General features: G+C 71.5%; 21 protein-coding genes. 14 read left to right on the top strand and 7 right to left on the bottom strand.

Features of this window, described 5'->3' with window-relative positions; genetic code table 11:
• The first annotated feature begins 572 nt into the window (after positions 1–572).
• The 3 genes from HNR57_RS23470 to HNR57_RS23460 all read left to right on the top strand — a co-directional run bounded on the left by HNR57_RS23470 (position 573) and on the right by HNR57_RS23460 (position 3564).
• On the top strand, positions 573–1556 hold the full coding sequence (locus HNR57_RS23470) for an efflux ABC transporter ATPase subunit, DrrA-related (protein ID WP_184562529.1): 984 nt from the start codon (positions 573–575) through the stop codon (positions 1554–1556).
• Entirely contained in the window at positions 1553–2356 is an 804-nt protein-coding gene (locus HNR57_RS23465; protein ID WP_184562527.1) for an ABC transporter permease, read from the top strand. The genes HNR57_RS23470 and HNR57_RS23465 overlap by 4 nt, the downstream gene beginning before the upstream one ends.
• A 65-nt stretch (positions 2357–2421) precedes the next feature.
• On the top strand, positions 2422–3564 hold the full coding sequence (locus HNR57_RS23460; RefSeq protein ID WP_184562525.1) for a glycosyltransferase: 1143 nt from the start codon (positions 2422–2424) through the stop codon (positions 3562–3564).
• 82 nt (positions 3565–3646) lie between these two features.
• Here the strand turns inward: HNR57_RS23460 and HNR57_RS23455 are convergent, their stop codons facing one another.
• Both HNR57_RS23455 and HNR57_RS23450 read right to left on the bottom strand, forming a co-directional pair.
• Positions 3647–4765, bottom strand: coding sequence for a DegT/DnrJ/EryC1/StrS family aminotransferase (locus HNR57_RS23455; protein WP_184562523.1), 1119 nt, complete (start codon positions 4763–4765; stop codon positions 3647–3649).
• Positions 4762–5727, bottom strand: a complete 966-nt coding sequence (locus HNR57_RS23450; protein ID WP_184562521.1) for an NAD-dependent epimerase/dehydratase family protein — start codon at positions 5725–5727, stop codon at positions 4762–4764. The genes HNR57_RS23455 and HNR57_RS23450 overlap by 4 nt, the downstream gene beginning before the upstream one ends.
• Positions 5728–5935: 208 nt before the next feature.
• Between HNR57_RS23450 and HNR57_RS23445 the strand changes: the two genes are divergently transcribed.
• Positions 5936–6649, top strand: coding sequence for a class I SAM-dependent DNA methyltransferase (locus tag HNR57_RS23445; protein WP_184562519.1), 714 nt, complete (start codon positions 5936–5938; stop codon positions 6647–6649).
• Positions 6650–6759: 110 nt separating this feature from the next.
• Complete coding sequence (locus HNR57_RS23440; protein ID WP_184562517.1) at positions 6760–7410, top strand: FMN-dependent NADH-azoreductase; 651 nt, start codon at positions 6760–6762, stop codon at positions 7408–7410.
• Positions 7411–7437: 27 nt separating this feature from the next.
• Here HNR57_RS23440 and HNR57_RS23435 read toward each other — a convergent pair whose 3' ends face one another.
• A complete protein-coding gene (locus tag HNR57_RS23435; protein ID WP_184562515.1) occupies positions 7438–8451 on the bottom strand; it encodes a helix-turn-helix transcriptional regulator in 1014 nt (337 codons plus the stop codon).
• An 81-nt stretch (positions 8452–8532) separates the two neighbouring features.
• Here HNR57_RS23435 and HNR57_RS23430 point away from each other — a divergent pair, with 81 nt between their 5' ends.
• From HNR57_RS23430 to HNR57_RS23405, 6 genes are all read left to right on the top strand, one after another.
• Entirely contained in the window at positions 8533–9357 is an 825-nt protein-coding gene (locus HNR57_RS23430) for an SDR family oxidoreductase (protein WP_184562513.1), read from the top strand.
• Positions 9358–9567: 210 nt separating this feature from the next.
• Positions 9568–11058 (top strand): NDP-hexose 2,3-dehydratase family protein, encoded by a 1491-nt coding sequence (locus tag HNR57_RS23425; protein WP_184562511.1) that lies wholly within the window; start codon positions 9568–9570, stop codon positions 11056–11058.
• 45 nt (positions 11059–11103) lie between these two features.
• Positions 11104–11439: an antibiotic biosynthesis monooxygenase family protein gene (locus tag HNR57_RS23420; RefSeq protein WP_184562509.1), complete on the top strand. Its 336-nt coding sequence runs from the start codon at positions 11104–11106 to the stop codon at positions 11437–11439.
• 64 nt (positions 11440–11503) lie between these two features.
• Positions 11504–12823 (top strand): crotonyl-CoA carboxylase/reductase, encoded by a 1320-nt coding sequence (gene ccrA, locus HNR57_RS23415; RefSeq protein ID WP_184562507.1) that lies wholly within the window; start codon positions 11504–11506, stop codon positions 12821–12823.
• Between the two features lie 28 nt (positions 12824–12851).
• Positions 12852–15116, top strand: coding sequence for an ATP-binding cassette domain-containing protein (locus HNR57_RS23410; RefSeq protein WP_184562505.1), 2265 nt, complete (start codon positions 12852–12854; stop codon positions 15114–15116).
• A gap of 110 nt (positions 15117–15226) precedes the next feature.
• The gene (locus HNR57_RS23405) at positions 15227–15694 is read left to right on the top strand and encodes a MarR family winged helix-turn-helix transcriptional regulator (RefSeq protein ID WP_184562502.1); all 468 of its coding nucleotides are present in this window, start codon (positions 15227–15229) and stop codon (positions 15692–15694) included.
• Positions 15695–15751: 57 nt separating this feature from the next.
• Here HNR57_RS23405 and HNR57_RS23400 read toward each other — a convergent pair whose 3' ends face one another.
• Complete coding sequence (locus HNR57_RS23400; RefSeq protein ID WP_313674495.1) at positions 15752–16246, bottom strand: carboxymuconolactone decarboxylase family protein; 495 nt, start codon at positions 16244–16246, stop codon at positions 15752–15754.
• Between the two features lie 87 nt (positions 16247–16333).
• Here HNR57_RS23400 and HNR57_RS23395 point away from each other — a divergent pair, with 87 nt between their 5' ends.
• Together HNR57_RS23395 and HNR57_RS23390 are read left to right on the top strand one after the other, a co-directional pair.
• On the top strand, positions 16334–17320 hold the full coding sequence (locus HNR57_RS23395; RefSeq protein WP_184562498.1) for a pirin family protein: 987 nt from the start codon (positions 16334–16336) through the stop codon (positions 17318–17320).
• Positions 17321–17384: 64 nt separating this feature from the next.
• A complete protein-coding gene (locus HNR57_RS23390) occupies positions 17385–17723 on the top strand; it encodes a GNAT family N-acetyltransferase (RefSeq protein WP_184562496.1) in 339 nt (112 codons plus the stop codon).
• Between the two features lie 40 nt (positions 17724–17763).
• On the opposite strand, the gene HNR57_RS23385 is transcribed toward HNR57_RS23390, so the two are convergent.
• The 3 genes from HNR57_RS23385 to HNR57_RS23375 form a co-directional block, all read right to left on the bottom strand.
• Entirely contained in the window at positions 17764–18885 is a 1122-nt protein-coding gene (locus tag HNR57_RS23385; protein WP_184562494.1) for an AI-2E family transporter, read from the bottom strand.
• Between the two features lie 130 nt (positions 18886–19015).
• Positions 19016–19795 (bottom strand): polysaccharide deacetylase family protein, encoded by a 780-nt coding sequence (locus tag HNR57_RS23380; RefSeq protein WP_184562492.1) that lies wholly within the window; start codon positions 19793–19795, stop codon positions 19016–19018.
• A 170-nt stretch (positions 19796–19965) separates the two neighbouring features.
• Entirely contained in the window at positions 19966–20181 is a 216-nt protein-coding gene (locus HNR57_RS23375) for a hypothetical protein (protein WP_184562490.1), read from the bottom strand.
• A gap of 188 nt (positions 20182–20369) precedes the next feature.
• Here HNR57_RS23375 and HNR57_RS23370 point away from each other — a divergent pair, with 188 nt between their 5' ends.
• Positions 20370–21152: a class I SAM-dependent methyltransferase gene (locus HNR57_RS23370; RefSeq protein ID WP_184562488.1), complete on the top strand. Its 783-nt coding sequence runs from the start codon at positions 20370–20372 to the stop codon at positions 21150–21152.
• Positions 21153–21343: the final 191 nt, after the last annotated feature.

Genomic DNA, 21343 nt, shown 5'->3' with positions numbered 1-21343 from the left:
AGGTGGACGGAACCGGCCACGGACGGCAGGGCGTTGTACAGCCCGTGCGCCCATGACGCGTGCCGACACCGTGGGGCTCCGCGCTATGGACCGCCTGGATTGCGCCTCGACCGGCGGCCACCGCCCGCGCGTCCGGACGGCAGCAGGCGCTCTCCCGGTGGAACCGTGGCCTGTTCCCGTCACCCTGAGAGGAGGGGCGGTACGCGCTTTCCGGCGGGGTGGCCATTTCCGGGTTTCTGCCGTCCGCGGAGCGGATCGGAACCAGGATTTCTGCTTGATCGTTGCATTACCTTCTGTTTGCCTCGGCCGAAATCCTCCGGTGCGCATGAGCGGATGGCGCGTTAACGCGTAACCCTCCTCCACCCGCCCGCGGATCCGGCGTTATTCAACTAGCTGTCCAGTGCGCTGAGCGGAGAATGTGAACCGCTCGATCCCGCGGAAGACGACAGTTTCCCGTGGCACCCGGCTACGGCGGACAAAAGCTGTCCGCGATCGGTCCTACGGTGTGAGCGCCTTGGCGGAGCCGTCGGGGCACCAATGCGAGCTCGCGCCACGCGGGTGAGGGAGGAGCAATGACGAACGCGATCGTCGCCGAGGGGCTGAGGAGAAGTTTCGGCCCCAACAAGGCACTGGACGGATTCGATCTGACAGTGCGGGAGGGCACGGTCCACGGACTGCTGGGCCCCAACGGCTCGGGCAAGACCACGACGGTGCGGGTGCTGTCGACCCTGCTCCGGCCGGACGCGGGCCGGGCCACGGTGGCCGGCCTCGACGTACTGACCAAGGCGGCCGAACTGCGCCGGATCATCGGCCTGTCCGGCCAGTACGCCGCCGTGGACGAGGACCTGACGGCCCGGGAGAACCTGCGGATGGTGGCCAGGCTGTACCACCTGGGCGCCACGGCGAGCAGGCAGCGGGCCGACGAACTGCTGGAGCGGTTCGGCCTGACCAAGGACGCCGACCGGCCGGTCAAGGGCTACTCGGGCGGTATGCGCCGCCGGGTCGACCTGGCCTGCGCGGTGGTCTCCAAACCCCAGGTCCTGTTCCTCGACGAACCCACGACCGGCCTGGACGTACGCAGCCGGATGGCCATGTGGGACGTCATCGCCGAGCTGGTGCGGGGCGGCAGCACGCTGCTGCTCACCACCCAGTACCTGGAGGAGGCCGACCAACTGGCCGACCGGATCACCGTGATGGACCAGGGCAAGGTCATCGCCGAGGGCACCCCCGACGAACTGAAGGACCGGGTGGGCGGGGAGCGCCTGGAGATCACCGTGGGCAGCGCCTCGGACGCGGAGGAGGCCCGCACCCTGCTGCGCGAGATCGCCCAGGGCGGCGAGACCTCGGTCGACGAGGAGAACAACCGGGTCATCGTGCCCGTCTCCGACGGACCCGAGGCCCTCGTCAACAGCGTGCGGCTGCTGGACCGTTCACAGGTCCGCCTGGTGGGAACCACGCTGCGCAGGCCCAGCATGGACGAGGTGTTCCTCGCCCTCACCGAACGGCCGCCGGCCGGACAACAGGCCACCGGCCGTGCGAAGGAGGAAGTGAAGTGAGCGCCCTGAGCCAGGCCGTCGAGGACGGCGTCACCCTCACCAAGCGCAACGTCATCAAGAACCTGCGCAACCCCGACATCGTGGTCTTCGCCAGCGCCGCACCGATCGCCTTCGCCCTGCTGTTCGGCTTCGTCTTCGGCAGCGCGATCGACGTGTACGGCTCCAACTACCGCGAGTTCATGGTGATCGGCATCCTCACCCAGACGATGCTGCTCACCGCCACGAACACCGGCGTCGGCATCGCCCACGACATGAAGCTCGGACTGATCGACCGCTTCCGCTCCCTGCCCATCTCGCAGTCGGCGGTGCTGGTCGGCCGCACCAACGGCGACGCGGTGAACAACCTGCTGGTCATCGTGCTGATGTCGCTGACCGGCCTGTTGATGGGATGGCGGATCCGGGGCGGCGTCGTCGACGCGGCGATCGCCTTCCTGCTGCTGTTCCTCTTCGCCTACGCCGCCTCCTGGATCACCGCGGCCATCGGTCTGACGGCGAAGTCTCCCGAGGTGCTCGGCAACGCCATGCTCATGGTGCTGCTGCCGCTCACCTTCATCTCCAACTCGTTCGTGCCCAGCGAGGGACTGCCCACCGTCCTGCGCGTGGTGGCGGACTGGAACCCCGTCTCGGCCGTGGTCGAGGCCTGCCGGCAGTTGTTCGGGAACATCCCGGAGGGCCGGCCCGAACCCGAAGTGTGGCCCTTGCAGAACCCGGTCCTCGCCGCGTTCCTGTGGGTGGCGCTGATTCTCGCGATCTTCGTGCCGCTGGCCGTCCAGCGCTACAAGAAGGCCGTGAGCCAGTGAACGGCGGGCCGCCGGCCACGGCATCAGCCGCGGCCGGCGGCCCCCGGACGATCCGAAGGAGAAGCATGCGATTCCTGTTCGTCGCCGGGGGAGGTGCCGCGCCCGTGCACGCCAGCGTGCCGCTCGCCTCCGCGGCCCGCACGGCCGGCCACGAGGTCATCGTGGCCGCCCCCGAGGAGAACCTCGACCTCATCACCGGTCTCGGTCTGCCCGCCCGCGGCGTGACCGCCATGGGTATGGCCGACGCCATGCTCAAGGACCGGCAGGGCAACTGGCTGCCCATGCCCACGGGCGAGGCCCACGAGATGGACTTCGCGGGACGCGGCTTCGCCCGGCTGTCCGCAGCCGGCCTCGCGGGCACCCTCGAACTCGCCGAGGCGTGGCGGCCGGACGTGGTGATCGGCGGCGAGTACAATCTCGCCGGCCCGCTCGTCGCCCACAAACTGGGCGTGCCCCTCGTCCGCCACACCTGGGCCATCTACGACCGTACCGACGTCGACTGGCAGGGCGCCACCGACGAACTGCGCCCGGAACTGGAGCAGTTCGGACTCGACGCGATCCCCGACGCGACCCTCTTCGTCGACATCACCCCGCCCAGTGTGCGGCCCGGCCACGCCGAACCCGCCCAGGCCATGCGCTGGACCGCCGGCAACCCCCAGATACCGCTGGAGCCCTGGATGTACGCCAAGGGCGACCGCCCCCGCGTGCTCATCACCTCCGGCTCGCGCAGCGCCTTCATCCCCGCGCTCGGCATGGACTTCTTCCGGCCGCTGCTCGACAACCCGCTCCTCAACGCCGGCGACATCGAGGTCGTCGTCGCCACGGGCGAGCCGCTCGCCGGGCAGATCCGCGAGGCCTACCCGGAGATCAAGGCCGGATTCGTCCCCCTCGACGTGATCGCGCCGACCCTCGACCTCGCGGTCCACCACGGCGGCGGCGTCACCGTGATGACCCTGCTGAGCGCCGGGGTGCCGCAGCTCGTCCTCCCCGAGATCCTGGCCTCGGCGATCCCCCTGCGCCCGGTCGACGAGTTCGGCGCGACGCTCACCCTGCCCTCGCACCAGGAGCCGCCCGAGGAAGTGGCCGCGGACATCTCCAAGATGCTGTCCGACACCTCCTACCGGCGGCGCGCCCGTGACCTCGCCGACGAGATCGCCGGGCTGCCCGCCCCTTCGGAGGTGGTCAAGGCGATCGAGGGCCTGGTCTGACACCGGACCCCTCCGAACACGATGGTGCCCGCCCCCTCCAAGGGGGCGGGCACCATCGTGTTCACGGCCGCACGGCCGCGACTCAGACGCTGAGCACGGCCTCGCGCACCGCCGAGATCACCTTGTCCTGCAGACCGGCCGGCAGCGACGGGTACATCGGCAGCGAGAAGATCTCGTCGGCGAGCCGCTCCGTCACGGGCAGCGAGCCGCGCTCGTAACCGAGGTGCGCGAAACCGGAGTTGGTGTGCACCGGCCACGGATAGCTGATGTTCAGGGCGATGTCGTGACGCTTGACGTGCTCGATGATCGCGTCCCGGCGCGGATGGCGCACCACGTAGACGTAGTAGACGTGGTCGTTGCCCTCGGTCACCGACGGCAGCAGCAGCCCGCGCCCGGCGAGATCACCCAGCCCCTCGCGGTAGCGCTCGGCCACCGCCCGGCGGCCCGCGACGTAGGCGTCCAGGCGGCGCAGCTTGCGGCGCAGGATCTCGGCCTGCACTTCGTCCAGGCGGCTGTTGTGCCCGGGCGTCTGCACCACGTAGTACGTCTTCTCCATGCCGTAGTAACGCAGCCGCCGCAGCGCCGCGTCGATGTCCGGGTCGGAGGTGAGCACCGCCCCGCCGTCGCCGTACGCGCCCAGCACCTTGGTCGGATAGAAGGAGAACGCGGCCGCGTCCCCCAGCGAACCGGCGAGTTCACCGTGATGCCGGGCACCGTGCGCCTGCGCGCAGTCCTCCAGGATCGCCAGACCGTGACGCTCGGCGATCGCCCGCAGCGGCGCCATGTCCACGCACTGCCCGTACAGGTGCACGGGCAGCAGGGCCTTGGTGCGCGGGGTGACGGCCGCGGCGACCTGGTCGGTGTCCATCAGGAAGTCGGACTCGCGGATGTCCACGAAGACGGGCGTGGCGCCCGCGCCGTCGATGGCCACCACCGTCGGTGCCGCCGTGTTCGACACGGTGATCACCTCGTCACCCGGGCCCACACCCAGCGCCTGCAGGCCGAGCTTCACCGCGTTGGTGCCGTTGTCCACGCCCGTGCAGTGGGCGCTGCCGTGGTAGGCGGCGAACTCCTCCTCGAAGCCCGCCACACTCGGGCCGAGGACCAGCCTGCCGGAACGGAACACCGTCTCGACGGCGTCCAGCAGATCCTCGCGCTCCGCCTCGTACTCCGGCAGGTAGTCCCACACATAAGTCGTCATGCCGACGGCTCTCCTTTTCGCGTCGCGACGTCTCGTCGCTCGGTGAACTCACGCCAATAGGCCTCCACCGCCTCGGTCAGCGGCCTGCGCGGCCGCCAGCCGAGCGCCCGCCACGCGGGACCGGTGTCCACGCACGACCAGGTCTCGGTGGAATGCTGTCTCCCGGTCCCGCTGTGCTCCTCCACGACGGCGGGCAGCCCGCTCCGCTCGATCAGCAGGTCGACCAGCGCCCGCACGGAGGTGCTCTCGCCGCTGCCGATGTCGACCAGTTCCCCGGAGCGCGGCGACAGCGCGGCCGCCACCACGGCCTCGGCGGCATCGCGGACATCGACGTAGTCGCGGTGCGCCAGCAACGGGTCGAGCCGGATCACCGCCGGACCGCCCCGGGCCGCCAGGAGCTGCCCGGCGACCTGCCCGAGCAGGCTCACGTCCGGGCTGCCCGGCCCGGCGATGTTGCTGATCCGCAGCACCATCCCGGTCAGTTCCCCGGTGTGGAACCGGTCCAGCACGGCCCGGGTCGCGGCCAGTTTCGCCCGGCCGTACGCACTGGTCGGCCGGGCCTCGGTGACCGCGGCCGTGGAACTGCCCTCCCGCATCCGGCCGTACTCCAGCACCGAACCGAGATGCACCAGCCGCGGACGTGCGGGCAGCAGGGCGAGGGCGTCCAGCAGACGCAGCGTCGGGACCGCGGCCGCCTCCCACATCTGGTCGTCCCGCCGCCCCCAGATGCTGCCGACGGCGTTGACCACCACGCCGGCCCCGGTCCCGCCCAGCACCCGGGCCAGTTCGCCCGAAGGCGCGCTGACCAGGTCGAGGGCGAGGAAGCGCCAGGGCGGGAGACCGGCCGGTGCCCCGCGGGCCACGGACACGACCTCGACGCCCCGCTCGTGGAGGGCGGCGCACACATGCCGCCCGAGGAAACCCGTACCGCCCAGGACGACGACCGTGCCGTTCGCGGACATGGTGTCCTTCCTTCCGCTGCCTGTGCCGTCGCCCGGTCGGTGCCCGTGCGGTCCTGTCCCACCTCCGGGAACGGCGTGCCGTGGGCATCGTGGACCGTCTCGATCGCGACTCGCTCAAGCCCCGGCCGGGTTCCAGCGGCGCTCGACGGGGAGCGGGGAGTCTGCCGGGAGTCAGAAGGACACCTCACCGCCCGGCCACGGAGGAATCATGTACGGCGCCGACTCGGCCAAGATCTACCACGCGCAGCACACCGCACGGGGCAAGGACTACGCCGCGGAGGCGGAACTCGTAGCCGAACAGGTCCGCGAGCGGCTGCCCGGGGCCTCCAGCGTGCTCGACGTCGCCTGCGGCACCGGCGGGCACCTCGGGCCGTTCGGCGAACTCATCGGGCACGCCGAGGGCATCGACCTGTCGGAACCCATGCTGGAGATCGCCCGGGCCGACCTGCCCGGGGTCCCGCTGCACACCGGTGACATGCGCTCCTTCGACCTGGGCCGCACCTTCGACGCCGTCACCTGCCTGTTCGCCTCCATCGGCTACGTCGGCTCCCTGGACGAACTGCACCAGTCCCTGCGGTGCTTCGCCCGGCACGTCGTACCCGGGGGAGTGGTGGCCGTCGAACCGTGGTGGTTCCCCGAGACCTACGTCGATCGCTGGGTCTCCAGTGACGTCATCGACTCGGACGGCACCACCATCGCCCGGGTCGCGCACACCGTCCGGGACGGCGACGCCTCCCGGATGAGCGTCCACTACCTGATCGCCTCGCCCGACGGCGGCGTCCGGCACGTCACCGAGGTCCACCGGGCGATGCTCTTCACCCGCGACCAGTACGAGCACGCCTTCGAACTGGCCGGACTGCGGCCCGAGTACGTACCAGGGGTGCTCTCAGGCCGTGGGCTGTTCGTCGGCGTGCGCCAGTGACGTGGACGGGGCGCAAGCAGCGCTCCGACCGGGTTCGAGCGCGGCACCGGACCATGCGTCCAGCCGAGCGCCGGACCCGGGCGCTCACCGATCCTCATGAGAGGTGGCCCGTGGCCCGCCTGTTGCACATCGACTCCTCGCCCTCGCCCTACTCCGTCTCGCGCCGGCTCGCCGGCGTCTTCCGGGAGACCTGGGCCAAGGAACTGCCCGACGGCGACGTCACCCACCGGGACCTGGTGGCGACCCCCCTGCCGCACCTGGACGCCGACGGGGTCCACACCCTCCTCAACGCCCCCGAGACCGACGCCCAGCGCACCGCGGCCGCGCTGCACGACGAACTCGTCGAGGAGGTCCTGTCCGCGGACGCGCTGCTGATCAGCGCGCCCATGCACAACTGGACCATCCCCTCCCACCTCAAGGCGTGGTTCGACCAGTCCCTGCTGATGGGCCGCACCCTGCCCTTCGACCCGTCCGTCAACCCGCTCGCGGGCCGCCCGGCCACCGTGGTCCTGGCCTACGGCGGCGACTACGGCCCCGCCTCCCCGGACCACGCGATGGACCACTGCGCGCCGTACCTGCGGACCGTGCTCGGCCAGGTCCTCGGCTACGACCTGGAGATCATCACCGCCTCGCACACGGTGGCCCCGTTCACCTCCCAGGACCCGGCCGACCACGAGAAGGCGGCCGTCTCGCTGCGAGAGGCGGAGGGTGCGGTGGCGGAACGCGCCCGGGTCACCGCTGCGGTGCCGGCCCGCGCCTGACCGAGGGCGGCCGCGTGAGGGACCCCCTCACGCGGGCCGCCCCCCGGCCGCCGGGTCACGGACGCTGCCGGCCCACTCGTCGCTCTCCGGCCAGGCCGCCCGGTACAGCCGGCCGGTGAGCGTCCGCAGCCGCTCCACCAGCTCGTCCGGCTCGTGCACCACGAAGTCGAACCCGAACGCGGCCACCCACACGGCCAGGTGGTCCAGGCTGTCCGATCCGATGCGCAGCAGACACGACTCGTCGTCGATGGGCTCCACCGTGCCCAGGGTCGTGGGCACCTCGTCGGCCACCTCCGTCGCCGAGCCGCGCATCGTCAGCACGGCCCGGTAGCGGTACTGGGCGGTGGTGCGCCCCGTCGACAGATAGCTCACCAGGTCCTCGGTCGGCAGCGCCCGCGGGCTGAAGCGGGGCCCGGTCGGCACCTTGAGCTCCAGCCGGTCGACCCGGAACCTGCGCCAGTCCGAGCGCTGGGTGTCCCACGCGAAGAGGTACCAGCGCCGCGCGTCGTGCACCAGCCGGTACGGCTCCACGTCGCGCACCGAGCGCTCCCCGTCGTAGGAGACGTAGTCGAACCGGAGCCGTTCGCGATCCCGCACGGCCGAGGCGATCGCGCTCAGCGCCGACGCGTCGATGGTGCGCCCTGGGGTGGGCATGGTGACCATGGCGGCGCCGAGCGTGTTGATCTGATGGCGCAGCCGGGACGGCAGCACCTGGTCGAGCTTCGCCAGCGCCCTGACGGACGTCTCCGCGATGCCCGTGACCGCGCCCGACGCCGCCGTCCGCAGCCCCACCGCCACGGCGACCGCTTCCTCATCGTCGAGCAGCAGGGGCGGCAGCGAGGCGCCGGCACCCAGCTGGTAACCACCGCCCACCCCGCCGATGGCGTTGATCGGGTAGCCCAGGGCGCGCAGCTTGTCCACGTCGCGCCGGATGGTGCGCGCGCTGACGCCCAGCCGGTCGGACAGTTCCTGCCCCGACCAGTCACGTTGTGTCTGCAGCAGCCCGAGCAGACGCAGCAGCCGGGCCGAGGTTTCCAACATGGCGAGAGTTTGACATCAATGGCGGTCAATAGGTGACCGCGAATGCTCCTAACGTCGCTCCCAGACGGAAGGAGACCCCCCATGACCATTCTTGTAGCAGGTGCCACCGGCAACGTCGGACGTCCTCTCGTGGAGCAGCTGGTCGCCTCGGGACACCAGGTGCGCGCGCTCACCCGCAACCCGCAGAAGGCCGACCTCCCGGCCGGCGCGCAGGCCGTCGCCGGGAACCTGGCGGACACCGCCAGCCTGGCCCAGGCCTTCGACGGCGTGACCGCCGCGCACCTGATCAGCTTCAACGGCGAGGACTTCTCCCCGCTGACCAACGGTGTGGAGATCGCCGAACTGGCGCGCAAGGCCGGGGTGCGGCGGGTGACGGTGCTCAAGGGCGACGTGGAGAAGAGCCCGCTGGAAGAGGCGGTCGAGGCCAGCGGCCTGGAGTGGACCCACCTCTCGCCGGTGGAGTTCATGTCCAACGCGCTGGAATGGGCCGAGTCCGTCACCACCGAGGGCGTGGTCCGCGAGGCGTTCCCCGAGGCCAAGAGCGCGATGGTGCACGAAGCGGACATCGCGGCGGTCGCCGCCGTCGCCCTGACCGCGGACGGCCACGCGGGCCAGGAGTACTGGCTCACCGGCCCCGAGGCGCTGACCCCGCCGGACAAGGTCCGCATCATCGCCGAGGTCCTCGGCCGTGAGGTGCGCTACGTCGAGCTGTCCCGGGACGAGATCGTCGGCCAGTGGCGCGAGCAGGGCTACTCGGACGAGGACATCGAGTTCTTCATCATGATGCGCACCAACCCGCCGGAGGCCGGCTACACCGTGCTGCCGACGGTGGAGAAGGTCACGGGCAAGCCGGCCCGCACCTTCGCCCAGTGGGTGCGGGAGAACCGGGCCGCCTTCGGCGGCTGACCACGGCGCGAGGACAGCGCGCCGCGCGGTGCCGACGGCACGTCAGCCGGCCGGCACCGCATCCGGACAGGGCCGGGCGGGATTCCCCCGCCCGCCCGGCCCCTTCCGAGCCGCCGCCCGCCGGTTCGACCACCGCTGTGGGCATCGTCGAGCAGCTCTGACCACCGTGGCGGACGACCTGTCGGGCCATCAGGCACTCGGGAGTCCGCCTTGACCGCAACCGTCCCGTCGGCCGCACGCCGGCCGGAGTCCCCCGGGGACTCCCCGTCCCTGCGGATCGCACGGTCCGCCCTGGCGACCTCCGGTCACCTCGCGGACCTGGACGCCTTTCACGATTGGTTCACCGACTGCGGACGGCGGTTCGCGATGGAGGTGGGGGTGGTACCCCTGGACGCGCTCCGTGGCTGGCGCACCGACCCGGCCACCGGCGACCTGCGCCACGAGTCCGGACGGTTCTACACCGTGACCGGGCTGGAGGTGCACACCCCGGGCGCGCCGGTCAGCCGGTGGCGGCAGCCGATTCTCGACCAGCCGGAAGTGGGCGTCCTCGGCATCCTCGCCAAGGAGTTCGACGGCGTGCTGCACTTCCTGATGCAGGCCAAGAACGAGCCGGGCAACCCCGGCGGGCTGCAGCTGTCACCGACCGTGCAGGCGACCCGCAGCAACTTCACCCGGGTGCACGGCGGCAGCCGGGTGCCCTACCTCGACCACTTCCTCGACAGCTCGCGCCACCAGGTGCTGGCCGATGTCCGCCAGTCCGAGCAGGGCGCCTGGTTCTACCGCAAACGCAACCGCAACATGGTGGTGCTCGTCACGGAGGACGTCGAGACCCTGGACGGCTTCTGCTGGCTGACGTTGGGGCAGTTGCACCGGCTGCTGGCCGTGGACGACCTGGTGAACATGGACGCGCGCACCGTGCTGTCCTGCCTGCCGTTCGCCGCGGCGGGCCTCTCGGACCTGCACGGCGGGCCCGCCCCCGATCCCTTCACGGCCGCCCTGGTCCGCTCCTGCGAGCCCGGGGCCACGGACCGGCAGGAGACCAGGGAACTGCTCAACTGGCTGAGCGGATTCCGGTCGGGCCGCGAGGACCGCGTCCTCCCCGTCCCGCTGCGCGACGTGGACCGCTGGCGGGTCACGGACGGCCGGATCGTGCACGAGGACGGAGCGTTCTTCAGCGTGATGGGCGTGACCGTCTCGGCGGCGGGGCGTGAGGTCCGCAGCTGGTCCCAGCCCCTGATCGAGCCGTGCGACCAGGGCGTGTGCGCTTTCCTGGTGCGGCAGCGGGAGGGTGTCCTGCACCTGCTGGTGCAGGCCAAGGCCCAGCCCGGGTTCGTCGACACCGCCGAACTGGCCCCGACGGTGCAGTGCACGCCGTCCAACTACGACGTACTGCCGCCCGGCGCCCGGCCCCCGTACCTGGCCGAGGTGCTCTCCGCGCGGCCGGACCAGATCCGCTTCGACACCGTCCTCGCCGAGGAAGGGGGGCGGTTCTTCCGGGCCCGCAACCGGTACGTCGTCGTCGAGACCGACGAGGACCACGACACCCCGCGGGACGGCTACCGGTGGGTGACGATGGCGCAGCTGTCCGAGCTGCTCTGCCACAGCCACTACCTCAACGTGGAGGCCCGCAGCCTCGTCGCCTGCCTGCACGCGCTGTCCGCCGGACTTCGACCGGACCTCGAGACCGCGTTCCGACACTGAGCACCGTCCTGACCTCAGCGTTCCCGACCTCACGAGGAGACCACCATGTCCGCTCCGGGCGACCGCGCGGGAAGTGTCACGTTCGTCAACCGCTTCACCGTCTCCGGCGATCCGGACGCCTTCGAGAAGGCGTTCGCCCGCGTCGCCGAGTTCATGACGGTGCAGCCGGGCATTCTCGGCTACACCCTGTCGCGCGACGTCGACGACCCCAAGCGCTACGTGAACATCGCGCGCTGGGAGAACGCCCCGGCGCTGCGGGCCGCGGTCACGCAGCCGGGGTTCCGGGAGCACGTGGAGGAGCTGCGGCAGCTGGCCGAGAGCAGCTCCGAGCTGTACGTGGAGCGGCAGCGCTACCTCGGTGACGGCGCGCCGGCGGCATGACACCCCGGCGCGCCACAGCGCCGGACGCCATCGACCGGCCGACGAGACGAGAGGAGCGGTGCCCGTGGACGAGCTGAGCGCGGCGGTGCTGGCGGACGCCCCCGCCGAAGAGCTGCGGAACATCCCCCTGCCGCGGAGTTACCGGGCCGCGTGCCTGCGGGCCGAGGACACCGGGACCTTCGCCGGCGTCGACGACAAGGACGTGCGCAAGACGCTCCGCGTCGACGACGTGCCCCTGCCCGAACCGGCCCCGGACGAAGTGCTGGTGGCCGTGATGGCGAGCGCCGTCAACTACAACACCGTCTGGTCGGCGACCTTCGAGCCGCTGCCCACCTTCGGCTTCCTGGAACGCCTCGGCAGGCAGGGCGGTTTCGCGGCACGCCACGACCTGCCGTACCACGTGGTCGGTTCGGACGCGGCGGGCGTGGTGGTGCGCACCGGTGCCGCCGTCGCCCGGTGGGCCGTCGGCGACCACGTGGTGGTCAGCTGCGTCCAGGTCGACGACCACGAGCCGGCGACGCACGGCGACGCCATGCTGGGGTCGGGCCAGCGCATCTGGGGGTACGAGACCAACTTCGGCGGCCTCGCCCACTACGCCGTGGTGAAGGCCAGCCAGCTGCTTCCGAAGCCGGGGCACCTCACCTGGGAGGAGGCCGGGAGTTCCATGCTCACCGCGGCCACCTCCTACCGCATGCTGATCAGCGACAAGGGTGCCCGGATCAAGCTCGGCGACGTCGTGCTGATCTGGGGCGCGGCCGGCGGACTGGGCGCGTTCGCGGTGCAGTTGGTCAAGCAGGCGGGCGGCATACCCGTAGCCGTGGTCGGCTCACCCGACAAGGCCCGTGCGGTGCGCGCCCTCGGCTGCGACGTGGTCCTGGACCGCACGGAACTCGGGCTCGGCGGCGGTGGCACGGGTGAGGAGATCACGGCCCAGGGCAAGCGGCTCGGACGGGCCATCCGCAAGGCGGTCGGGGAAGACCCCGCCGTCGTCTTCGACTACGTCGGCAGGGCCACCTTCGGGCTCTCCGTCTTCGTGCTGCGGCGCGGCGGCACGGTCGTCACCTGCGGCTCCAGCACCGGCTACCGGCACGAGTTCGACAACCGCTACCTGTGGATGCACTCCAAGCGCGTCGTCGGCAGCCACGCCGCCAACCTCATGGAACAGTCCGAGTGCAACCGGCTGTTCGACCTCGGCAAGCTCGTGCCCGTGCTGTCCGAGGTGCACCCCCTGGACGAGGTCGGCGAGGCGGCCCGCAGGGTCCAGCTCAACCAGCACACCGGCAAGGTGGGCGTCCTGTGCCTCGCGCCGCGCGAGGGGCTCGGAGTGACCGACCCCGAACGGCGGCGGGCGATCGGCCCCGCCGTCCTCAACCCGTTCCGATGAACTGAAAGGCCTTCCGGTACACCGTCGCATGCGAAACACAGAAGACGACATCGTCATCGTCGGCGCCCGTGAGAACAACCTCAAGGACGTCTCCTTACGACTGCCCAAGAACAAGATCACCGTCTTCACGGGCGTGTCGGGTTCGGGCAAGTCCTCCGTGGTGTTCGACACCATCGCGGTGGAGGCGCAACGGCAGCTGAACGGCACGTTCAGCTGGTTCATCCGCAACCAGCTGCCCAAGTACCAGCGCCCGCACGCGGACGTCATCGCCAACCTGACCTCACCGGTCGTGGTCGACCAGAAGCCGGTCGGCGGGAACGCCCGCTCCACGGTGGGCACGATGACCGACATCTACTCCAGCGTGCGCGTGCTCTTCTCCCGCCTGGCCACGCCCTGCAACGCGCCGTCCCTCTACTCCTTCAACGACCCGCAGGGGATGTGCGCGGAGTGCGACGGACTCGGCCAGGCACGCCGCGTCGACGTGGACCGGATGCTCGACCGGTCCAAGTCCCTCGACGAGGGCGCCATCCAGCTCCCCACCCACAAGGTGGGGAGCATGGACTGGCAGCAGTACGCCAACTCCGGCCACTTCGACAACGCCAAGCGCCTGAGCGACTACACCGACGACGAGTGGCAGATGCTGCTGTACGGCAGCGGCGGCAAGGTCACCGTGAGCACGGCGAACAGCACGGCGACCCTCAACTACGAGGGAGTCGTGGCGCGGTTCGCCCGTACGAACCTCAAGCGCGACCTGAGCTCGCTCAGTGAGCGGGGGCGGGCCAACGTCGAACGGTTCATCACCCTGGGCGTGTGCGAGGCCTGCCGCGGAGCGCGCCTGAACCCGACCGCCCTCGAGGCCAGGGCCGGGTCCCACACCATCGCCGACTGGACGCGCATGGAGGTCAGCGACCTGATCGAGGTCCTCACAGCGGTCGACGACCCGGTGGCCGGCGCCATCGCCGAGGGCGTCGTCACGGCGCTCCGGCGGATCGAGACGGTCGGCCTGGGCTATCTCTCCCTGGACCGTGCGACGACCTCCCTGTCCGGGGGCGAGGCACAGCGCCTGAAGACCGTACGCCACCTCAGCAGCAGCCTCGTCGGGATGACGTACGTGTTCGACGAGCCGAGCACCGGGCTGCACCCGCGGGACGTGGGCCGGCTCAACGACATGCTGCGCGAGCTGCGCGACAAGGGCAACACGATCGTGGTCGTCGAGCACGACCCGGACGTGATCGCCATCGCCGACCACGTCGTCGACATGGGACCCGGCGCCGGTGTGCACGGCGGCGAAGTCGTCTTCGAGGGGTCCTTCGACGCCCTCCGGCAGGCCGACACCCCCACGGGCGCCGGACTGCGCGCCATCGGGGGAGTCAAGGAGCCGGTGCGTGAGCCGACCGGTGAACTGCGCGTGGAGAACGCCGCCCTGCACAACCTGAAGAACGTCTCCGTGGGCATCCCCACCGGCACGCTCACCGCGGTGACGGGCGTGGCGGGCTCGGGCAAGAGCTCCCTGATGGCCGGTGCCTTCATGGCCGCCCACCCCGAGTCCGTCTTCGTGGACCAGTCGCCCATCAAGGCGTCCTCGCGTTCCACTCCCGCCAGCCACCTCGACGTGATGGACGCGATCCGCAAGCTGTTCGCCAAGGCGACCAAGACGCCGGTCTCCCTGTTCAGCTTCAACTCGGCGGGCGCCTGCGACGAGTGCAAGGGCCGCGGCGAGATCGTCACCGAGCTCGCCTACATGGATCCGGTGCGGACGCGCTGTGAGGCCTGTGAGGGCAGGCGGTTCAAGGACGACGTGCTGGCGCACACGCTGCGCGGCCGGTCCATCGCGGACGTGCTGGAGATGTCCGCCGAGGACGCCGTGGCGTTCTTCCACGAGCCCGAGGTGCACGGCAAACTGGCCGGGCTGCTGGAGGTGGGGCTGGGCTACCTCACCCTGGGCCAGCCGCTGAGCACGCTGTCGGGCGGTGAGCGCCAGCGGCTGAAGCTGGTCGCCCACCTGCACCGGACGGGGGCCGTCCACGTCCTCGACGAGCCGACGACCGGACTGCACATGTCGGACGTCGACACCCTCGTGGGCCTGCTGAACCGGCTGGTCGACCGCGGCAACACCGTCGTGGTCATCGAGCACAACCTCGACGTCGTACGGCAGGCCGACTGGGTCGTCGACCTCGGCCCCGACGGTGGCAAGCACGGCGGCGAGGTCGTCTTCACCGGTACCCCGAGCGACCTGCTGAAGGACGAGGCCTCCGTCACCGGCGCGTACCTGCGCCAGTACTGCGGAGTCTGACCGCGCTCCCGCCGCGGTGCCGGCCCGGACGGCGGCGCGGCGGGAACGGTGACGCGCCAACCGGACCTCGCCCCTTCGATGACGTGTCAACGATGCCTACACTTTCTCTCATGGCGGAGACGGTGCGATGGCTGACGCCGGAGGAGCAGCGCGCGTGGCGCGGATTCGTCCGGCTGCACGAGCGGCTCGGCGGGCGGCTCGGGCGCCTGCTGCAGTCCGAGTCGAAGGTGTCGCCGGCGGATTTCGCGGTGCTGGTGCACCTGACGGACAGTCCGCGAGGGCGGCAGCGCTACCAGGATCTGGCCCGGGCGCTGGAGTGGGAGAAGAGCCGGATGTCCCACCACATCGCGCGGATGGCCGGACGGGGCATGGTCGTCCGGGAGGAGTGTCCCGAGGACGGGCGCGGCGCGTTCGTGGTGATCACGGACGCGGGGCGCGAGGCCGTCGAGGCCGCCGCGCCCCGCCACGTCGAGGCGGTGCGTGAGCTGTTCATGGACCACGTCACGCCCGCCGAACTGCGGGTGCTGACCGAGATCTCCGAGCGTGTCATCCGCAGGATGGACGAGGACCCGTCCTGAGCCGGGAGGAGCCGGGCGGATGAGCGCGGTGCCGCCGGTGCCCCGCCCTCGGTGCCCTCACGGCTGGTCCGTCGCGTGCGGCCGCACCGGATGCCGGCTCAGGATCGACACCCGGTTGAACGCGCCGATGGTGATCGCCACCCAGATCGCGGCGGAGATCTGGTCGTCGGTCAGCACCTGCCGGGCCGTCGCGTAGGCGTCCGTCTGCGCGGCGGTGTCCGCCGGATCGTTCGTCGCCTCCGCGAGCTGGAGCGCCGCGCGCTCGGCGGGGGTGAACACCTCCGTGTCCCGCCAGGCCGGCAGGACCGCCAGCCGCTGCGGCGACTCGCCCGCCCGCAGGGCTTTCCTCGTATGCAGGTCGAGGCAGAAGGCGCAGCCGTTCAGCTGGGAGACGCGGAGGTTGATCAGTTCGACCGTCGTCCGGTCGAGATCCGCCTCCGCGGCCGTCGTGCGGACCGCCTCCGAGGCCTGCACCAGGGCGTGGAAGGCCTTAGGGCTCTGCTTGTCGATGAAGATCCTCCGGGACCCCGGACCGGTGGTTCCGTCGCTCACTCCACGCCTCCATGCGCTGTGGCCGTCAGTCTGCCTGCGTGGCATCCTAGTTGATGTGACAACTAGAACGGGTGAGAGGTGGTCCCGGTGAGCAATGTCGAAACCGACCCGGCCGCGCTGAGGTGCGGAACGGCCGTCGACGGCGACCGGCCGGCCACGGCACCCCGGGTCGACGTGCTGTCGGCGCGGGAGGTGCCGCTGGGCGGGCCTCGTGCCCTGCTCGTGCGCCGGACACTGCCGCAGCGGGCCAGGACACTGATCGGAGCCTGGTGCTTCGCCGATCACTACGGCCCGGTCGACGCCGGTGCGACGGGCATGGACGTGCCCCCGCATCCGCACACCGGCCTGCAGACGGTGAGCTGGCTGTTCAGCGGGGAGATCGAGCACCGCGACTCCCTCGGCTCCCGCGCCCTGATCCGGCCCGGCGAGATGAACCTCATGACCGGCGGGTACGGCATCGCCCACTCGGAGGTCTCCACCCCGGACACCACCGTGCTCCACGGCGTCCAGCTGTGGGTGGCGCTGCCCGGGGAACACCGGAACGCCGCCCGCGACTTCCAGCACCACGTGCCGGAACCCGTGCGGCTCGACGGCGCCGAGATCAAGGTCTTCCTCGGCTCGCTCGCCGGCAGCACCTCACCGGTGCGGACGTTCACGGCCCTGCTCGGCGCCGAGATCGTCCTCGAACCGCAGGCGGCGGTCACCCTCTCCGTGGACACCGCCTTCGAGCACGGTCTCCTCGTGGACAGCGGGGACGTCCGCATCATCGGCACCCCGCTGCGCCCTGCGGAACTGGGCTACGTCCCCTGCGGCGCCGACACCCTGACGGTGGCCAACGAGTCCGACGCCCCCGCGCGCGTCGTCCTGCTCGGCGGCCCTCCCTTCGAGGAGGAGATCGTCATGTGGTGGAACTTCATCGGCCGCAGCCACGAGGACATCGTCCGGGCCCGGGAGGACTGGCAGGCGGGCTCCGACCGCTTCGGCGCCGTCGAGGGCCACGCCGGACGCCGCCTGCCCGCACCGGCCCTGCCGAACGCCGTCATCGCACCACGCCGGAACCCCGCCCGCCGCTGAGTTCCGGACGGGGCGGGCACCCGCGCCGCTCAACTCCCTTGCCACGCTTCATGAAAGGCACCCGATGAGCCAGACCTCCGCCGTCCCCGCCGTTCAGCGGTCGGACACCGAGCAGCTGTACGCGATCCTGGTCGACGGACGCCGTGCCGGGCTGACGGCCTACCGCGACCGCGGGGAGCAGCGCGTCTTCTTCCACACGGAGATCGACGACGACTTCGCCGGCCAGGGCCTGGCCGGGCAGCTGGTCCGGTCGGCGCTCGCCGACGTGCGCGCGTCCGGCAAGCGGATCGTGCCGGTCTGCCCGTACGTCGCGTCGTACCTCAAGCGCCATGACGGGTTCGCCGACATCACCGACCCCGTGACGCCGGACGTCCTGGGATGGCTGAAGGAACAACTGTCCTGAGAACAGGGGCACCGGGCGAGACCGGGGGTGGCGCTCCGGCTCAGCCCGCCGGAGCAGCGCCCCGGGCCGGACCGCCCGTACCGCCCCGCAGCGCCTGGTACACGGACCACACCACGGCCACCAGCGGTACGGCCACCACCGCACCGATCACCCCCGCCGCGACGGCCCCGCCGACCACCGCCAGGGCGACCACCACCGGGTGCAACCGGACGGCCCAGCTCATCACGATGGGATGCAGGAGGTGGCCCTCGATCTGGCCGATGACCACGATCAGAGCTACGACCACCAGGGCGATCAGCGGCCCCTTCGACGCCAGGGCGACGACGGCGGCGACCGCCAGGGCGACGGGCGAGCCGATCAGCGGGATGAACGCCGCGAGGAACTCCAGCAGGGCCAACGGCACGGCCAGCGGCACCCCGAGGGCGAACAGCGCGATGCCCACGAGGACCGCGTTGGTCGCCGCCACCAGCAGGATGCCGTGCGTGTAACCGGTGAAGGTCCGCCAGGCCGCCCCGGCCCCGACCGCGAACCGCTGCCGGGCCCGGACGGGGAGCTGGTCGCACAGCCACTGCCACTGCTTCTCGCCGGAGTGCGTGAAGAAGACCGCGCAGAACAGGGCCAGCGCGAGCACGGTCAGCACCTCGACCAGCCGGCTCGCGCCGCTGACCGCCGTACTGATGAGGGTGGAGCGGTGCTCCGACAAGAGCTTGCCGATCCGGGACTGGAGATCGTCGAACGCGTCCGCGGGCAGCCGGAAGGGCGGTTCCTCCAGCCGTCGCTCGATCCGGTCGATCCCCGCCACGAACTCCTTCTCCAGCCCGGTCCGCTGGTCCGCCACGGTCTCACCCACCAGGGCCAGCGCCCCGAGGACGAGGACGATGCCGCCGAGGAGCGCGGCGGCGACCGCGAGCGGCCGGGGCATGAACCGGGCCAGCAGACCGGCCACCGGGCGGAGCACGGCGGTGATGACGAGACCGAGGAACACGGCGACGGCGATCCGGTGGAACTCGCCGAGCACGGAGAAGGCGAACCGGACGACGATGCCGACCGCGATCAGCCGCCAGGCGTACGCGGCGGCGGTCCGCAGCACGTCCGGTACGCGCGACTCGGCGTCGTTCGGGCGCGGCAGCGCCGAGGCGGGTGGATCGGGGGGCGTCGACATCTCATGCCCGTACCACCCCGGGGCCGTCGGACCGCGAGGCGGGCCCGGAATTCCCCCGAAGGCCGGTAGCGGCCGGCGGAGCCGCCCGGGGGAGTTCCTCGACCCGACCGTGCCGGAGGCCGGACGGGCGTCAGCGCACGGGGAAACCGAAGGAGTACCCCTGCTCCTTCAGCCACGGAAGGAGCTCCCGCAGGGCGGCGACGGTCTGCGAGCGGTCTCCCCCCGCGTCGTGGAAGAGGAGCGTCGGGCCGTTGGAGATCTCGTTCTTGACGGTGGCGACGATGGCGTTCGCGCCGGGGCGCTCGAAGTCCTTGGAGTCGATGTTCCAGCCGAGCGGGCGCATGCCGCGGGACGCGGCGAGATGACGGCTGGAGGGGGTGAAGGCCCCTCCGGGAGCCCGGTAGTACAGCGGGCGGACACCTCCGGAGGCCTCGGTGATCATGCGCTCGGCGTCCCTGATCTGGTCCGTCTGATACGCCGTGGACTTGTGGTCCATGGTGACGTCGTGCGAGACCGTGTGGTCGCAGAGCCGGTGCCCGGCCGCCACGACCGCCTTGACCAGGTCGGGGTGGGCGCGAGCCTGCGTGCCCACCATGCAGAACGTGGCCTTCACACCGTGGTCCCGCAGCACCTGGAGCACTTCAGGTGTCCAGACGGGGTCCGGACCGTCGTCGATGGTGATGTTGACGCCACGGGCACCGGCGTCCGAGGCGTGCACGATGCCCGCCTTCACGGGCGCCGCCTTCCGGCCCTGCGACGGGGCGGCAGGCGCCGCCACGCCCCGGTCGGGTCGTCCCTCGGCAGCACCGAGTTGCGCGTTCCAGAACGAGGTCAGGCCTGCAACCGCGGTCACCCCGAGCGCCGCCGCCAGCACTTTGGCGTACCATCCCCGTCCGCCGTTTCCCACCATGTCTTCTGTTCCTTCGCCGTCGCCGTGATGCCCGTGCACAGGGCAAGAGGGCGGACGGCGGCCGGCGGATCCGTCTGTTACCGATCACGGACAATCCTGCTGCTCGGCGGTGTCCCGACGGCCGGGGCGGTCCCGAAGCGATGGCGGGGCGGTGGGGAAGCCCGCGCGCTCTAGTCGGTCTCGCGGTCCAGCACGCGGCGGGCCGCTTCGGCCTCTGCCGCCGGGGGCGACAGTTCGTCGAGGGTGTCGAGTCCGTCGTCCGCCTCCAGCTCCCGTTCCCAGGCCGCCGCGAGCCGCTCCTGCTCCTCGCGCGGCCTGGCGCCGACCGCCTCGCGGTGTTCCGGGGCCAGAGCTGCCAGGAATCGTCCGAGGGTGTCCGTGGGCATACGGGGCTCCTTGTCGTGGGGAGGGGGTGCCACCTGCCCCAGCATGGCTGAACCCCTGCGCGCCGGCCGTCCGACACAGCCGGGGCGTCGGCCGGGAGGCCCCCTGGAACAGCGGAACCCCCGGGTTCCCGTTCCCGATCGATGCCCGATCCTGGAACCGCGACCACCGAGGGGAATGGAGACCCGCCATGACCAGCACGTTCCGTCCCGACTTCGGGCTCACCGCGCAGGATTACGGCCGCCACCGCGCCGGCTTCCCACCGGAGGTCGTGACCCACCTGTACCGGCACGGCATCGCCTTCCCCGGCAAGGACGTCCTCGACCTCGGGACCGGCACCGGCACCCTGGCCCGGCTGTTCGCGCAGGCGGGAGCGCGGGTGACCGGCCTCGACCCGGCCGCGCCGCTGCTCGAACAAGCCCGGGAGCTCGACCGGGAGGCCGGGGTGGAGACCGACTACCGCGTCGGCTCGGCGGAGTCCACGGGGCTGCCGGACGGTTCGTACGACGTGGTGGCGGCCGGCCAGTGCTGGCACTGGTTCGACGCGCCGAGGGCGACTGCCGAGATACGGCGGCTGCTGCGCCCCGGCGGCCGGGTGGTCATCGCCCACTTCGACTGGCTGCCCCTGCCGGGCAACGTGGTCGAGGCGACCGAGGAGCTGATCCTCTCCTTCAACCCGGCGTGGACGCTGGGCGGCGGCACCGGACTGTACCCGCGCTGGCTGACCGACCTGGCCACCGCGGGCTTCACCGGCATCGAGACCTTCTCCTTCGACCTGGCCGTGCCCTACTCGCCCGCTGCGTGGCGGGGGCGGATCCGGGCCAGTGCCGGGGTGGGCGCCAGCCTGACGCCGGACGAGGTGGACCGCTTCGACGAGGCCCTCGGCCGGGTGCTGGGCGACCGCTTCCCCGGTGAGGTGCTCCAAGTCCCGCACCGCACCTGGGCCGTCGTGGCCACCAGGGGCGACGGCTGACCCGCGCGTCCGACCGTGTGAACCACCGCGAGTCGGACGCCCGTGTTCGACCTGTCGCACATTGTTCGAAAGCTCTTGACGCTGCCCCGGGCGCCGACTGAAACTCTCGCAACACACGTCACCTGCGTGTAACGGCAGGCCCACGGCCGGGACTTGCCGCCGCCTCGTCGGCTCCTCCACCTCTTTCCGTA

Source organism: Streptomyces paradoxus, from assembly GCF_014202475.1.
Taxonomy (GTDB): domain Bacteria; phylum Actinomycetota; class Actinomycetes; order Streptomycetales; family Streptomycetaceae; genus Streptomyces; species Streptomyces paradoxus.
This window is presented reverse-complemented; position numbering and strand designations above follow the sequence as displayed.